The organism is Nocardioides alkalitolerans, assembly GCA_038184435.1.
GTDB lineage: Bacteria > Actinomycetota > Actinomycetes > Propionibacteriales > Nocardioidaceae > Nocardioides > Nocardioides alkalitolerans_A.
Genome location: CP116227.1, coordinates 1,354,696 through 1,367,983, shown reverse-complemented (window position 1 = coordinate 1,367,983; position 13,288 = coordinate 1,354,696). Strand labels below are relative to the sequence as shown.

Sequence of the window (13,288 nt, the reverse complement as noted above, 5' to 3'; positions counted from 1 at the left end):
GAGGATCGCCACATGACCGTCCCCCTCGGAGTGGCCACGACCGCCGACGTCCGCGCCTGCGCCGCCGTCCTCGCCGAAGCGCTCGCCGACGACCCGGCGCTCCACCGCCTCGTGCCGGGCGAGCACGATCGCCGGCGTCGGGTCGCGGCGCTCTACGAGGGCACGGTCCGTGGCGCCCTCGTGTCCGGCATCGTCGACGTCGCCCGTCGGGAGCCCGGCGGACCGGTCGTCGGGGTGGCGGTCTGGGAGGCGCCGGACCGCCGACGGGCTCCCCTCGTCGGGCTGCGCGCGCTCCCCCGCACCGTCGGAGCCGTCGGTGTCCGGAACCTGCGGGCCCTGCGCGCGGAGACCGAGCGGTACGCCGCGGTGCGGCCCACCGAGCCGCACTGGTACCTCACGGACATCGCGGTCGGAGGCGCCGCCCGCGGGCTCGGCGTCGGCAGCGCGCTCCTGCGCCACCGGCTCGCGACGATCGACGCGGACGGCGCCGCGGCGTACCTCGAGGCGACGAGCCCCGTGAACCGCCGGCTGTACGAGCGCTTCGGGTTCGTCGCCCGGGACCGCATCGGCGGGCCGGGCGACGACGAGGGCCTCACGACCATGTGGCGCCCCGCCCGCACCTGACCGCGCGCCTCCGCCGCGGCGAGCGGGGACCTGGCTACCGTCCTCCCGTGGTCGCTGCACGAGAGCTGGACCGGGTCACGGTGCGGGTGGCGGTCGACCGCTACCTCGACGGCGTCGCACGGGCCGTCGCCGGCCACTCGCTGGCCGCGACGACGGCCGCCAACTACCGGCGCGACCTGGCGGAGTTCGTCGAGCTGGCCGGTCCCGAGACCGTGCTCGACGACATCACGGGGGCCCAGCTCGACGACATCGTGCTGGCCTACGGCGCGCGGCCCGACGGGCGCTTCCGCGGCAACCGCGAGGGCGCGACCGGCGCCGTACCCGCGCCCGGGGCCGGCAAGACGCGCGGCGCCGGCGCGACCCGTCGCTTCCAGTCGTCGGTGTCACGGTTCTTCGAGCGCGCGACCCGTGAGCGCTGGGTCGAGGCGAACCCGGTGCTCGACGCGGAGGTGCGCGTCAAGCGGCCCCGCACCTCCGACCCGTCCCGCAAGGCCGTGCCCACGCCCGTCGCCAAGGCCCTGCTCGACGGCACCACCGCGACGCCGCCGGGTGCGGCGACCAAGCCCGGCGCCGATCGCGACCTCGGTCCGCGGGACGAGCTGATCTTCCGGCTGCTGCTCGAGACCGGCATCCGTGTCTCCGAGCTCTGCGGGATCGACCAGGCCGACATCGAGGAGCGGATCGTCGGCGAGGCGTCGGGCGCGGACGACGACTACGAGACCCAGACGTGGCTCCGCGTCCTCGGCAAGGGCAGCAAGGAGCGGTGGGTACCCCTCTCCCCCAGCACCGTCGCCATGGTGGACGCGTACGTCGCCGGTTCGCGCCCGACGCCCCAGCCGCGGACGGTGAAGGACCCGGAGACCGGCGAGCGGGTCGTCACGGTGGGTGTCGAGGACGCCGAGCGCGCGCTGCTCCTCACCTGGCGGGGGCTCCGCATCCGTCCGCGCGACGTGCAGCTGATGGTGAAACGGTCCTGCGACGCGCTCCCGCCGCGGCTGCGACGACGCGTGACGCCCCACGGGCTCCGGCACACGGCGGCGACCGTGCTCGTGCACCATGGTGTGCCGGTCAACGTGATCAAGGACCTGCTCGGCCACGCGTCGATCGCGACCACGGACGTCTACCTCGACACCGTCGCCGAGGAGCTGGTCGCCGCCGTCAATCGCCACCCCCTGACCTCCGGCACATAACCTGACTCAAGTCAGGTAATCTCGGTGGCGTGACCGTCGTCGACACCCTCCGCCGCTTCAACCGCACCTACACCCAGCGCGTCGGCGTGCTCGAGGAGTCGCACCTCGGCACGGGGCGCACGCTCGGGGCCTCGCGCCTGCTCTACGAGGTGGACGCCGAGGCGGGCTCGACCGTCGGGGAGCTGCGCGACCTGCTCGGCCTCGACTCCGGCTACGTCGCCCGGCTGCTGCGCGCCCTGGAGTCGGACGGCCTCGTCGCCACCGAGCCCGACCCCGCGGACCGCCGACGTCGCCGCGTGGTGCTCACCGACGCCGGCCGGGCCGCCCGGGCCGACCTCGACCAGCGCTCCGAGGACCTCGCTGCCCGCCTCGTCGCACCGCTGACGCCCCGGCAGCAGGCGCGGCTCGGCGACGCGCTCGCGACCGCCGAGCTCCTCGTGCGCGCCGCGACCGTCGAGCTCCGCGAGGTCGACCCCGCCGACCCCGCCTCCGTCCGCGCGGCGCGGACCGCCCTCGACCGGTACGTCGCGGAGGTCGCCGACCGGCTCCCCGGCGGCTTCGCACCGAGCGGTCTCGACGCGGTCGAGCCCGGGTCGACGTGGGTCGTGGCGACGAGCGACGGCCGCCCCGCGGCGTACGGCGGGATCCGTCCCCTCGACCTGCCCGTCGGCGTGGCGGGTGACGGGCCGGCGGTCGAGGTGAAGCGGATGTGGGTCGACCCGGCCTGGCGCGGCGCGGGGCTGGGCGGTCGCATGCTGCGGCACCTCGAGGAGCTCGCGCGGGAGCAGGGCGCGACGCGGATCGCCCTCGACACCAACAGCGCGCTCGACGAGGCGGTGGTGCTCTACGACCGGGCCGGGTACGCGCGGGTCGAGCGCTACAACGACAACGCCGACGCCGAGCTGTTCTTCGCCAAGCGCCTCTGAGGGTGGCCCGGGCCCGACGGGCCCCGGCCCGACGGCCTCAGCGCGGCGTCCAGACCCCCACGACGTAGCCGCCCCCGTCGTAGGGCGCGCGGTCCCACGACGCCCACAGCTCGGGCGGGGCCAGGCCGGCGCCGGCGAAGGCCGCCTCGACCTCGGCCAGCGGGGTGGGCGGGCAGCCAGCCGGCAGGTGCGCCGCGTCGAGGCCGAACCCCGCCACGAGCAGGCCCTCCGGAGCGACGTGCGCCGCGAGCGCCGCGGCCGTCGCCCCGAGCGTGCCCGGCTCCAGGAGCGGGAGCACGTTGCCCGCCACCACCACGACGTCGAAGCGCCGGCCCAGGTCCAACGTCGCCAGGTCGGCCACGTGCCAGTCGAGGTGCGGGGCGTCGCGCCGCGCGACCTCGACCATCGAACGGTCCACGTCGACGCCGACGACCGGGTGGCCCAGCTCGTGCAGGCGCACCGCTACCCGACCGGTGCCGCAGCCGGCGTCGAGCACGCGCGACGGTGGCGGGGCCAGCGCCGTCACCAGCGCGGCCTCGCCGTGCACGTCGGCTCCCGCCTCCGCCTGCTTCCGGAACCGGGCGGCGTACGCCGCGGCGTAGTCCTCCCCCGCCTGCGCCCGCGCGACCTGCTCCCACCTCGTCACCACGGGACGAGTCTCCCGCACGGCCCTACTTGCGGCCGCGACCCCAGTTGAGGCCCCACCCGAAGGCCTGGTCCAGCTCGACCTGGTCCGCGCCGTACCGCACCTCGCGACGCACCTGCAGGGAGCCGCCCTCGTTGGTGAGCAGCGCGATCGCGCAGGCGCGGCGGTCGGCGGCGGGCTCGTCGAGCCGCACCTCGATCGGGGGCGCACCCACCGGGTGCAGCGTCACGACGCCGTCGGCGGCCGCCCAGTTGGGGACGCCCTCGTAGATGAACGCGTAGACGAGGATGCGCTTGATGTCGCCCAGCCGGTCGAGGTTGACGTAGAGGTTCTCGCCGCCCTGCGCCGTGCCGGAGCGGTCGTCGCCGTCGAGCATGACCCACGGCGGACCGTCGATGCTGCCGAACGCGTTGCCCAGCGCCTGCACGCCGCCCTTGCGGCCGTCGCTCAGCTCCCACAGGCAGCCGAGGTCGAGGTCCACCGCCCCGCTGCCGGCCGCGAAGGCCCGCTTGAGGAAGCCGCCCTTGGCGGGAGCGGCGCCCTGCGACCAGTTGAGGTTGATCCGCATGCGGCCGCCCGCACCCGCGCCCTTGGTGAGCGAGATGCTGGGTGCGGCCTTCGTGAGGGTGACCTTGGAGAGGTTCGGCCCGCCCGCCGGCGGCTGGTTCGGCGGCTGGCTCGGCTGCTGGGGGCGCTTGGTGTAGTCGACCATGACGACCGTCCTGCCCCGCGGGCGCGCGGGCGAACCCCCCGCGGGCCGTCGGAGATGGCCGGCGTTTGGGCCGCGCGAGACGGGCAAGAGTGCGCGACGGCCCGGGAGGTCCGGTCCAGGCACGGAGGAGGAACCAGTGGTCGACCTGACGAAGCGCGCCGACACGGCGCAGGGTGCCATCATCTCGCTGCTCAAGCGCGAGGCGGACAAGGGCATCGACCTGGGCGAGATCACCGCGCGCGTGGTCGTCGCGATCGACTACTCGGCCTCCATGCAGGGCCGCTACGCCAACGGCGAGGTGCAGGACCTCGTCGAGCGCGTGCTGGCCCTCAGCCTCGCGGGCCTCGACGACGACGGCGACATCCAGGTGCACTTCTTCCACAACGACCCCTTCCCGCCGCAGGAGGTCGACAGCACGAGCTACAGCGGCTTCGTCGACCGCTGGCGGTCCGGCAAGTCGATGGGCGGCACCAACTACGCGGGCGTCATGAAGGCCGTCCTGGCCGAGGCCGGACACGGCAAGAAGGGGCTCGGCAAGCGGCTGTTCGGCCGTGGCGGCGCGCAGCCGGACGGCCCCGTCGCGGTCCCGACCCTCGTGCTGTTCGTGACCGACGGCGAGCCGTTCGACAAGGACGCCACCAAGAAGCTCCTCGTGGAGGCCAGCGCGAAGCCGGTGTTCTGGCAGTTCCTCGGCCTGGGCTACTCGCCCCGGTTCCTCCAGGACCTCGACACCATGGGCGGCCGCGTCGTCGACAACGTCGGGCTCACCTCGATGCAGGACTCGAAGGGCACCGCCGACGAGGCGTGGTTCCACGCGGTGCTCGAGGAGTACGTGACGAGCTGGGTGCCCGCCGCCCGGCAGGCCGGCCTCATCATCTGACGGGTCGCCCCGGGAGGGCGGCCCGGCCGCCCGTGAGGCCCCACAGGGCCGCGGTGCCGGTGACGACGGCGAGACCGCCGACGACGAGCAGCATCGACGCCCAGCCGCGCACGTCGTACACGTGGCCGGAGGCCCAGCCGACGACGGCGACGCCCGCGAGCCACGACAGCTGGTAGAGCGCCGTCGACTGGGCCCGACCGCTGCGCGCGAGCTGACCGGAGAGGCTGCTCGTGACGGGGTGGGCGCAGAAGATGCCGGCCGTGAAGACGGCGAGGCCGAGCACCACGACGACCAGGTCGTCCGCCAGCAGCAGGGGCAGCGACACGAGCACCGTGACCACACCGACGAGCACCACGGGCAGGGCGCCGACCCGGGTCACGACCGAGCCGCCGAGGCGGCTCGCCAGCGTCCCGCACAGGTAGACGAGGAAGAGCAGGCTGACGAGCTGCTCGGGCACGGCGAAGGGCGGCGCGGTCACGCGGAAGCCCAGGTAGTTGAAGACCGTCGCGAACGACCCCATGAGGCAGAACCCGGCGACGTACGTCGCGACGAGCGGCCGGGTGCGGAGGTGGCGCAGCACGCGGCGTACCGCACGGTCGCCCTGCGGGCGGCCCGCGAAGCCGCGGGGAGCGGGCACCACCCGCCAGAACACCCACGCCAGCACGGCGCACAGGGCTGCCACGGCGAGCAGCCCGGCCCGCCAGCCGACCCACTCCGACACCGGCCCCGCGACGAGCCGCCCCACGATCCCGCCGATCGTGTTGCCCGCGATGTAGGTCGCCGCGGCGACCGCCACCTGGTCGCGCCGCACCTCCTCGTTGAGGTAGGCCATCGCGACCGCCGGCACCGCGCCGAGCGCGACGCCCGTCAGCGCCCGCAGGGCGACCACCGCGGTCAACGACGGCATGAGGGGCGCGAGCAGCGACAGCACCGTGGCCACCCCGAGGGACCACGTCATCGCCCGGGTGCGGCCGATCCGGTCGGAGACGGACGCCCACACCAGCACGGAGCAGGCGAGGCCCGTCGTCGTCGCCGACACCGCGAGCGCCGCGGTCGCGGGTGGCACGTCGAGGTCGCGCGCCAGCGCCGGGAGCACCGCCTGCGCGTCGAAGATCTGCGCGAACGTCGCGAACCCGGCGGCGAAGAGCGCGACGACGAGCCGCCGGTAGTCGCCCGACCCGCGCACGTGGCCCGCCCAGGGCCCCTCGTCCTGCTGCACCGGGAGATCCTCCCGCGGCCCGGGACGGGTGCCTGCCACCACGTACGTTGGTGGACATGAGCATCGACGTCCCCCTGCGCACCCTCAACGACGGCACCACGCTCCCCGCCGTCGGCTTCGGCACCTACCCGCTCACGGGCGAGGAGTGCGTCAGCGGCGTGCTGTCGGCGCTCGACGTGGGCTACCGCCTCATCGACACCGCCGTGAACTACGAGAACGAGGAGGCCGTGGGCGAGGCGCTGCGCCGCAGCGGCCTGCCCCGCGACGCCTAGCAGGTCACGAGCAAGATCCCCGGCCGCGACCACGGGTACGACGACGCGATCGCCAGCGTCGAGGGCAGCCTCGCGCGGCTCGGCCTCGACCACCTCGACCTGCAGGTCATCCACTGGCCCAACCCGAGCCGCGGGAAGTTCGTCGAGGCCTGGCGTGCGCTGGTCGACCTCCGTGAGCGGGGGCTCGTGCGGAGCATCGGTGTCTCCAACTTCACCGAGGCCCACCTGGAGCAGGCGATCGACGCCACCGGCGTGGCCCCCAGCGTCAACCAGGTGGAGATGCACCCCTACTTCCCGCAGACCGCCCTGCGCCAGGCCCACCGACGGTGGGACGTGCTGACCGAGGCGTGGAGCCCGCTCGCCCGGGTCGGGGACCTCGCCGAGGAGCCCGCCGTCACGGGTCCCGCCGCGCGGCTCGGCGTCGACCCCGCCGCCGTCGTGCTGCGCTGGCACGTGCAGGTCGGCTCCCTGCCCATCCCGAAGTCCGCCTCGCCGGAGCGGCAGCGCAGCAACCTCGACGTGTTCGGCTTCGAGCTCACCGACGCCGAGGTCGAGGCGCTGACGGCGCTCGGCCGACCCGACGGCCGCATCTTCGGCGCCGACCCCGAGACGCACGAGGAGATGTGACCGGCTCCCCCGCGACGCCGTACCTCGCCGTCGACGCCGCTCGCCTCGACGCCAACGTCCGGCGCGTCCAGGCCGCCGCCGACCGCGCGGGCGTGCGGCTGCGCCCGCACGTCAAGACCCACAAGGTCCCCGGGATCGCGCGTCGCCAGCTCGACGCCGGCGCCGTCGGCATCACCGTCGCGACCGTCGGCGAGGCCGAGGTCTTCGTCGCGAACGGGTGCACGGACGTGCTCGTCGCCTACCCGGTCTTCCTCGACGAGGACCGGGTACGCCGCGTGCTCGCCCTCGCCGACCGGGCGCGGGTGGTCGTCGGGGTGGACTCCGTCGACGGCGCCCGGCGTGCGGCTCCCCTGGCGGGGGCCGTGGGCGTCGCGGTCGAGGTCGACTCCGGCCACCACCGCAGCGGCGTCGCCCCGGGTGGGGCCGGTGCGGTCGCGCTCGCCGCGGCCGACCTGGGCGTCGCGGTGGAGGGCGTCTTCACGTTCCCCGGTCACGGCTACGCCCCGGGCGCGGCGGCGGAGGTGGCGGCCCAGGAGGCGGCCGCGCTCGCCGAGGCCGCCGGGGTCGTCGTCGCCGCGGGCGTGCCGTGCCCCGTGCGCAGCGGCGGCTCGACGCCGACGCTCGGGGCCACGCTCAGCGGTCTCGCGCAGCCGGGCGCCTCACCCGTGGCCGACGAGCTGCGCCCCGGCGTCTACGTCTTCGGCGACGCGCAGCAGTGGGAGCTCGGCCACCACGCGCCCGACGACATCGCCCTCGTGGCCGTCGCCACGGTCGTCAGCCACGCCGGCGGACGGGCCGTGCTCGACGCGGGCTCGAAGACGTTGGGGGCCGATCGCGCGGCGTACGCCAGCGGGTTCGGTCGCCTCCTCGACCACCCCGACGCACGCATCGTCCAGCTCTCCGAGCACCACGCCGTGGTGGACCTCGCCGGGGCGGCCCTGCCGGCCGTCGGCGAGCGGGTGCGGGTCGTGCCCAACCACGTCTGCGCCGCGGTGAACCTGGCCGACGCGCTGGTCGTCGACGGCGAGCGGGTGGCGGTCGCGGCGCGCGGGCGCAACACCTGACGGCGGAGCCCCTCTGCGGGAAGGCCTCAGGAACGCCCCCTACGATCGCGGCCCATGAGCTACCGCGCCTGGTCCTCCCGCCGCCTGATCGCCGTCGCCGCCCTCGCGGCCGTCCCGCTCCTCGCCGCGTGCGGCGCGGACGACGGCGACTCCGACAGCTCGGGCAACGGCTCGTCGGTCGGGGCGTCGGACGGGTCGTCCGCCAGCGCGTCGGACGACGCCGCCGGCACGTGCGAGTACCGCGAGACCGGCCAGGCCGCGCGCGACGTCGACCTCCCCCCGGCCGAGCCGACGGTCACCGCCGACACGTCCGCGACGATCACGACCTCCAACGGCGACCTCGACGTCACCCTCCTCGGTGCCGACGCGCCGTGCACCGTCGGCTCGTTCGTCTCCCTGGCGGAGCAGGGCTTCTACGACGACACCCCGTGCCCGCGGATCACGACCATGCCCGGCTTCGAGCTCCTCCAGTGCGGTGACCCCACCGGCACGACGTCCGGCGGACCGGGCTACGAATTCGACGACGAGCTGTCAGGTGACGAGACCTACGAGGCCGGCACCCTGGCCATGGCGAACGCCGGGCCGGGCACCAACGGGTCGCAGTTCTTCATAGTCTACGGCGACACGCAGCTCAGCCCCGACTACACCGTCTTCGGCACCGTGTCCGCCGACAGCCTCCCCGTCATCGAGGAGATCGCGGCGGACGGTGACGACGGCAGCAACCCCGCGGGTGGCGGTGCGCCCGTGACGCCGATCGACATCGAGTCGGTCACCATCGGCTGACCCCGCTCCCTTTCCCCGGAACGTCAGGCGTCGTGGCGCCCCGGGCGGCCGGGGCGCCTGACGTCCCGGGACCGCCTCGGGGCGCGACGTCCCGGGGGCGTCCCCTCCGCGGCGGCCACCGCGTCGAGCCGGCGTTCCAGCACCTCGATCCGGCGGTCCGCCGCGGCGCGGTACGGCGCGAGCCAGCGGTCCACGGCACCGAGCGGCGTCGGGTCGAGGGCGTAGACGCGGCGCGCGCCCTCGGCCCGCACCCGCACGAGCCCGACGTCGGCCAGCACCGCGAGGTGCTTGGACACGCTCGGCTGGGCCATCCCGGTGGCCTCGACGAGCGCCCCCACCGACCGCTCCCCCGCCACCAGCTCGTCGAGGAGCGCCCGTCGCGCCGGCTCGGCCAGCACGGCGAAGAGGTCGCGTCCCATGGCGCCATATTCCCCGTCGGGAATAGAACGGGCAAGGAATCGGGAATCCCGGATCTGCCCTGGTGGAGCGGCATCGCGCCGGCGCGGTCCGTCGTCGACCGCGAGGAGACCGCCCCGACCCCTTGATCCCCCCGCCAGGACGGGCACGGTGGGACCGGTCAACGGACGCGACACGGAAGGCGGAAGCACATGCTGACCCTCACCGAGAACGCCAGCACGATCGTCAAGGACATCACCGACGCACAGCCCGATGCCGCGGGGCTGCGCATCAGCAGCGAGAGCGCGACCGAGCCGGCCTTCGCCGTGGCGGTCGCTCCCGCACCCGAGGAGGGCGACCAGGTCGTCGAGCAGAGCGGGGCGACCGTCTACCTCGACACCGACGCCGCCCAGCAGCTCGACGACAAGGTGCTCGACGCCGCGGTCGACGACCAGGGCGCGGTGCAGTTCGCGCTCGGGATCCGCGACTGACCGCGGCTCACTCCGTCGTGTAACGCGGTGTCCGGGCTACTGGAACGGTGGTCGACCACGTCCATGGACGCCCGGACACCGCGTTACAGCACGGCACGGCGGCCACCCTTCTCCTAGGGTGGCCGCCGTGACTGCTTCCAGCGTGTCCCTCCGCCACGACGAGGCCCGGGAGCGGGCGGACCTGCTCACCGTCACCGCCTACGACGTGGAGCTCGACCTGGCCGCGTCGGAGGAGACCTTCGCCTCGCGCACCACCCTCCGCTTCACCAGCCGCGGCGGGGCGACCTTCGTGGACGTGAAGCCGCGCGAGCTGCGGGGGGCCACCCTCAACGGCACCCGGCTCGACCCCGCCGACCTCGACCGCGGTCGGCTCCCCCTCGTCACCGAGGCGGGCGAGAATGAGCTGGTGGTCGAGGCCGTGATGGCGTTCCGCACGGACGGCGAGGGGCTGCACCACCACACCGACCCGGCCGACGGGCGGCGCTACGTCTACGGCATGAGCTTCATGGACGCGGCGCCCAGCGTCTTCGCCTGCTTCGACCAGCCGGACCTCAAGGCGCCGTACACGTTCACGGTCCGCGCACCGCGCGGCTGGACGGTGACGGCCAACGCGCCCGGCCGGGAGGTCGAGCCCGGGCTGTGGCGGTTCGACGAGTCGCAGCCGCTGTCGACGTACTTCGTCACCCTGGTGGCCGGGCCCTACCACCACGTGCGGGACAGCCACGACGGCATCGGGCTCGGCCTCTCCTGCCGCCGGAGCATCGCCCGGCACCTCGAGGCCGACGCGGACGAGCTCTTCACGCTGACGCGGCAGTGCTTCGACGAGTTCCACCGGCTGTTCGGGATCCGCTATCCGTTCGGCGACTACCACCAGGCGTTCGTGCCGGAGTTCAACGCCGGGGCGATGGAGAACCCGGGGTGCGTCACCTTCCGCGACCCGCTCGTCTTCACGAGCCGGGTCACGCGCGGCACCCGGATCCAGCGCGCCACGACCGTGGCCCACGAGATGGCGCACCAGTGGTTCGGCAACCTCGTGACCCCGCGGTGGTGGGACGACCTGTGGCTCAACGAGTCGTTCGCGGAGTACATGGGCAACCGCGTCACCGCCGACGTCACCGAGTACGGCGACGCGTGGGTCCACAACGCCCACCGCCGCCGTCAGTGGGGTCTGGTCGCGGACCAGCGACCCACCACCCACCCCGTCGCGGGCAACGGCGCGACGGACGCCGCGGGGGCCCTGCAGGACTTCGACGGGATCTCCTACGCCAAGGGATCGAGCGTGCTCAAGCAGCTCAACGCCACCCTCGGCGACGACGTCTTCCTGGCCGGGGCGATCGACCACTTCACGCGGCACCGCTTCGGCAACGCCACGATGCACGACCTCGTCGGCTCGTGGGAGCGCGCGGGTGCCGGCGACCTGTCGGCCTTCGTCGAGGGCTGGCTCCGCACGCCGGGCGTCGACGACCTGCGGCTCGACCGGGCGGCCGGTGCCGTGCTGAGGGTGCCGCCCGCCGAGCACCCCGCCGACCGCAGCCACACGGTGCGCATCGCGACCGCGGAGCCCGACGGGGCGTGGGAGGTCCGCACCGCGACGCTGGCGGCTCCCGCGACGCCCTTCGCTGTCGGCCCGGGCACGGCGGTCGTGATCGACGCCTTCGAGGACTCGTGGTCGCGCTCGGCCCCCGACGCCGCGACCCTCGCCGCCCTCCCCGCGCTGCTGCGGAAGGGTGGGGACCCGATGCTGCGCGCCGGCGTGTGGAACAGCCTGCGCACCGGCGTGCACACCGGGGCCGTGTCCCCCGCGGAGGCGACCGAGGTGGTCGTCGCGGGGCTCGCCGCCGAGGTGGACGACGACGCGGTGTCGGTCGTCGGCGCCTGGGCGCTCGGACGGCTGCGCGCGGTGGTCGACGACGCGGCCGCGCTCGACGCCCGCGTGCACGACGCCGCCGGCGAGGTGGTGGCGCGGGCGACACCGGCGAGCACCCTGCAGCTGGCGGCGTTCGGGCTGCGGGTGACGTCGTGCGCCGATCCCGCGGCACTCCGCGGGTGGCTCGCCGGGGAGGACCTGCCCGCCGGTCTCGAGCTCGACGAGGCGGTCCGCTGGCGCATCCTGCTGCGCCTGGCGGTGCTCGGGGACGTCGACGCGGCGTACCTGGACGAGAGCCTCGCCGAGGCGCCGACCGCGGTGGCGCGGGTCGAGCACGCCCGCGCCCGAGCGGCGCTCCCCACCGCGGAGGCGAAGGCCTGGGCGTGGCGCCGGTTCACCGGCGAGGACTCGGCGGCCAACTACGAGGTGGAGGCCGCCGGGCTCGCGTTCTGGCAGCGGGGCCAGGAGGAGCTGACCGAGCCCTACGTCGAGCGCTACGTCGCCGGGGTGCCCCGGTTGGGCGACGTGTTCTCGGGCTGGCTGCTCGGCGACGTCGTCGAGGCGTTCTTCCCCCTCACCGCACGCCGTCCGGACGTGGTGGAGCGGGTCCGTGGGCTGGCCGACCGGCCTGACCTGCCCGGACCTGTGCGCCGACGGCTGACGGACATGGCGGACGAGCTGGCGCGACGGCTGTGAACGACCTCCTCCACGGCTCGGTGGCCTTCGGGCCTGTCGGCGACGCGTCCGGCGCCGAGCTGGAGGCGCTCTGAGCGGGCGCGACCTCGCGGTCGGCCCGGCTCCGGGCCGGGCTCGAGCTGTGCAAGCGGGGCCGTCGCGACGTGGCCGCGGCGCTGCGGGACGACCTCTACGACTGGCGGGCGCGGGACGGTGCCCGCGCGGTCGGACCCGGTGACGAGCTGCTCGAGGTGCAGCACCAGAGCCTCGTCGCATGCCTGTTGACCGCCACCGACGCGGCGTCGCCCGCGTGGTCCGCCTACCTGGGTCGTGACGGCGGCGCGGTCGTGGAGACGCTCGCCGCCTCGGGAGCACAGGTGCTCGCCGCGTCCGCGCTCGACGGCTACCTGGACCTCGCCCGCGACTGGTGGGACGACGCACCGGCGCCCTGGGTGCGGGCGGCGATCGACAGCGTCCACGCCCTCGCCGGGACCTGGGTCGACGAGTGGGACGAGGACGCCGATATCGACGCCTGGGCCGACGAGGCCCGGGCCGCCGTCGCGGCGGCCGGCACCTCGTACGTCCACCAGGGGCGACCGCTGTCGGCAGCGACGGTGGGGCGCTCGGCCGTCGCGGGGGTCGCGCGCGCCGTGGCGTCCGGGCGACCCGCCGCCGTGGTCGAGCTGGAGGACCTCAGCACCTGGAGCGGCGTGATGGCACCGCGGCTCCCCCGGGACCGGCCCGCCACCGCGGCCGACGCCGCGGCCGTCGAGGAGTACGTCGCGGTGGTCCTCGCGCTGCCGTGGCGCGACGGGGTCAATTACTTCTACGGCCACGACGTCGACGGCGGGCCGGGGCTGCACCCGTGATCGGAGGCACCCTCGCGCGCGGAGCGGCGTGGGACCCCAGAAGTGTC

The 13,288-nt window shown here is 75.1% G+C and carries 15 protein-coding genes; 11 read left to right on the top strand and 4 right to left on the bottom strand.

All coding sequences use genetic code 11. The annotated features are described in order from the left end of the window. Window positions 1–12: 12 nt before the first annotated feature. The 3 genes from PIR53_06600 to PIR53_06590 are packed head-to-tail and all read left to right on the top strand — an operon-like array spanning window position 13 to window position 2,740. Window positions 13–624, top strand: a complete 612-nt coding sequence (locus PIR53_06600) for a GNAT family N-acetyltransferase (GenBank protein WZH53657.1) — start codon at window positions 13–15, stop codon at window positions 622–624. A 47-nt stretch (window positions 625–671) separates the two neighbouring features. Then, the gene (locus PIR53_06595) at window positions 672–1,814 is read left to right on the top strand and encodes a tyrosine-type recombinase/integrase (GenBank protein WZH53656.1); all 1,143 of its coding nucleotides are present in this window, start codon (window positions 672–674) and stop codon (window positions 1,812–1,814) included. Window positions 1,815–1,843: 29 nt separating this feature from the next. Further along, the gene (locus PIR53_06590) at window positions 1,844–2,740 is read left to right on the top strand and encodes a helix-turn-helix domain-containing GNAT family N-acetyltransferase (protein WZH53655.1); all 897 of its coding nucleotides are present in this window, start codon (window positions 1,844–1,846) and stop codon (window positions 2,738–2,740) included. Between the two features lie 37 nt (window positions 2,741–2,777). On the opposite strand, the gene PIR53_06585 is transcribed toward PIR53_06590, so the two are convergent. Next, complete coding sequence (locus tag PIR53_06585; GenBank protein WZH53654.1) at window positions 2,778–3,389, bottom strand: class I SAM-dependent methyltransferase; 612 nt, start codon at window positions 3,387–3,389, stop codon at window positions 2,778–2,780. 22 nt (window positions 3,390–3,411) lie between these two features. Beyond that, window positions 3,412–4,098: a hypothetical protein gene (locus PIR53_06580; protein ID WZH53653.1), complete on the bottom strand. Its 687-nt coding sequence runs from the start codon at window positions 4,096–4,098 to the stop codon at window positions 3,412–3,414. Between the two features lie 136 nt (window positions 4,099–4,234). On the opposite strand from PIR53_06580, the gene PIR53_06575 reads away from it, so the two are divergent. After that, complete coding sequence (locus tag PIR53_06575; protein WZH53652.1) at window positions 4,235–4,978, top strand: VWA domain-containing protein; 744 nt, start codon at window positions 4,235–4,237, stop codon at window positions 4,976–4,978. On the opposite strand, the gene PIR53_06570 is transcribed toward PIR53_06575, so the two are convergent. Continuing rightward, the gene (locus tag PIR53_06570) at window positions 4,971–6,197 is read right to left on the bottom strand and encodes an MFS transporter (GenBank protein ID WZH53651.1); all 1,227 of its coding nucleotides are present in this window, start codon (window positions 6,195–6,197) and stop codon (window positions 4,971–4,973) included. The two genes, PIR53_06575 and PIR53_06570, sit on opposite strands and share 8 nt — an antisense overlap. Window positions 6,198–6,253: 56 nt before the next feature. Here PIR53_06570 and PIR53_06565 point away from each other — a divergent pair, with 56 nt between their 5' ends. The 4 genes from PIR53_06565 to PIR53_06550 are packed head-to-tail and all read left to right on the top strand — an operon-like array spanning window position 6,254 to window position 8,943. Next, a complete protein-coding gene (locus tag PIR53_06565; GenBank protein WZH53650.1) occupies window positions 6,254–6,469 on the top strand; it encodes an aldo/keto reductase in 216 nt (71 codons plus the stop codon). A gap of 48 nt (window positions 6,470–6,517) precedes the next feature. Next, window positions 6,518–7,096 carry an aldo/keto reductase gene (locus PIR53_06560; protein ID WZH54414.1) on the top strand — a complete coding sequence of 193 codons (579 nt, stop codon included), beginning with the start codon at window positions 6,518–6,520 and terminating at the stop codon, window positions 7,094–7,096. Then, the gene (locus PIR53_06555) at window positions 7,093–8,160 is read left to right on the top strand and encodes an alanine racemase (protein WZH53649.1); all 1,068 of its coding nucleotides are present in this window, start codon (window positions 7,093–7,095) and stop codon (window positions 8,158–8,160) included. The genes PIR53_06560 and PIR53_06555 overlap by 4 nt, the downstream gene beginning before the upstream one ends. Window positions 8,161–8,214: 54 nt before the next feature. Then, the gene (locus PIR53_06550) at window positions 8,215–8,943 is read left to right on the top strand and encodes a peptidylprolyl isomerase (protein ID WZH53648.1); all 729 of its coding nucleotides are present in this window, start codon (window positions 8,215–8,217) and stop codon (window positions 8,941–8,943) included. 23 nt (window positions 8,944–8,966) lie between these two features. Here PIR53_06550 and PIR53_06545 read toward each other — a convergent pair whose 3' ends face one another. Next, entirely contained in the window at window positions 8,967–9,362 is a 396-nt protein-coding gene (locus tag PIR53_06545; protein ID WZH53647.1) for a metalloregulator ArsR/SmtB family transcription factor, read from the bottom strand. Between the two features lie 189 nt (window positions 9,363–9,551). Between PIR53_06545 and PIR53_06540 the strand changes: the two genes are divergently transcribed. The 3 genes from PIR53_06540 (at window position 9,552) to PIR53_06530 (ending at window position 13,241) form a co-directional block, all read left to right on the top strand. Beyond that, on the top strand, window positions 9,552–9,830 hold the full coding sequence (locus PIR53_06540; GenBank protein ID WZH53646.1) for a Fe-S cluster assembly protein HesB: 279 nt from the start codon (window positions 9,552–9,554) through the stop codon (window positions 9,828–9,830). A 127-nt stretch (window positions 9,831–9,957) separates the two neighbouring features. Further along, a complete protein-coding gene (gene pepN, locus PIR53_06535; GenBank protein ID WZH53645.1) occupies window positions 9,958–12,393 on the top strand; it encodes an aminopeptidase N in 2,436 nt (811 codons plus the stop codon). A 143-nt stretch (window positions 12,394–12,536) separates the two neighbouring features. Further along, complete coding sequence (locus PIR53_06530; protein ID WZH53644.1) at window positions 12,537–13,241, top strand: hypothetical protein; 705 nt, start codon at window positions 12,537–12,539, stop codon at window positions 13,239–13,241. The last annotated feature ends 47 nt before the right edge of the window (window positions 13,242–13,288 follow it).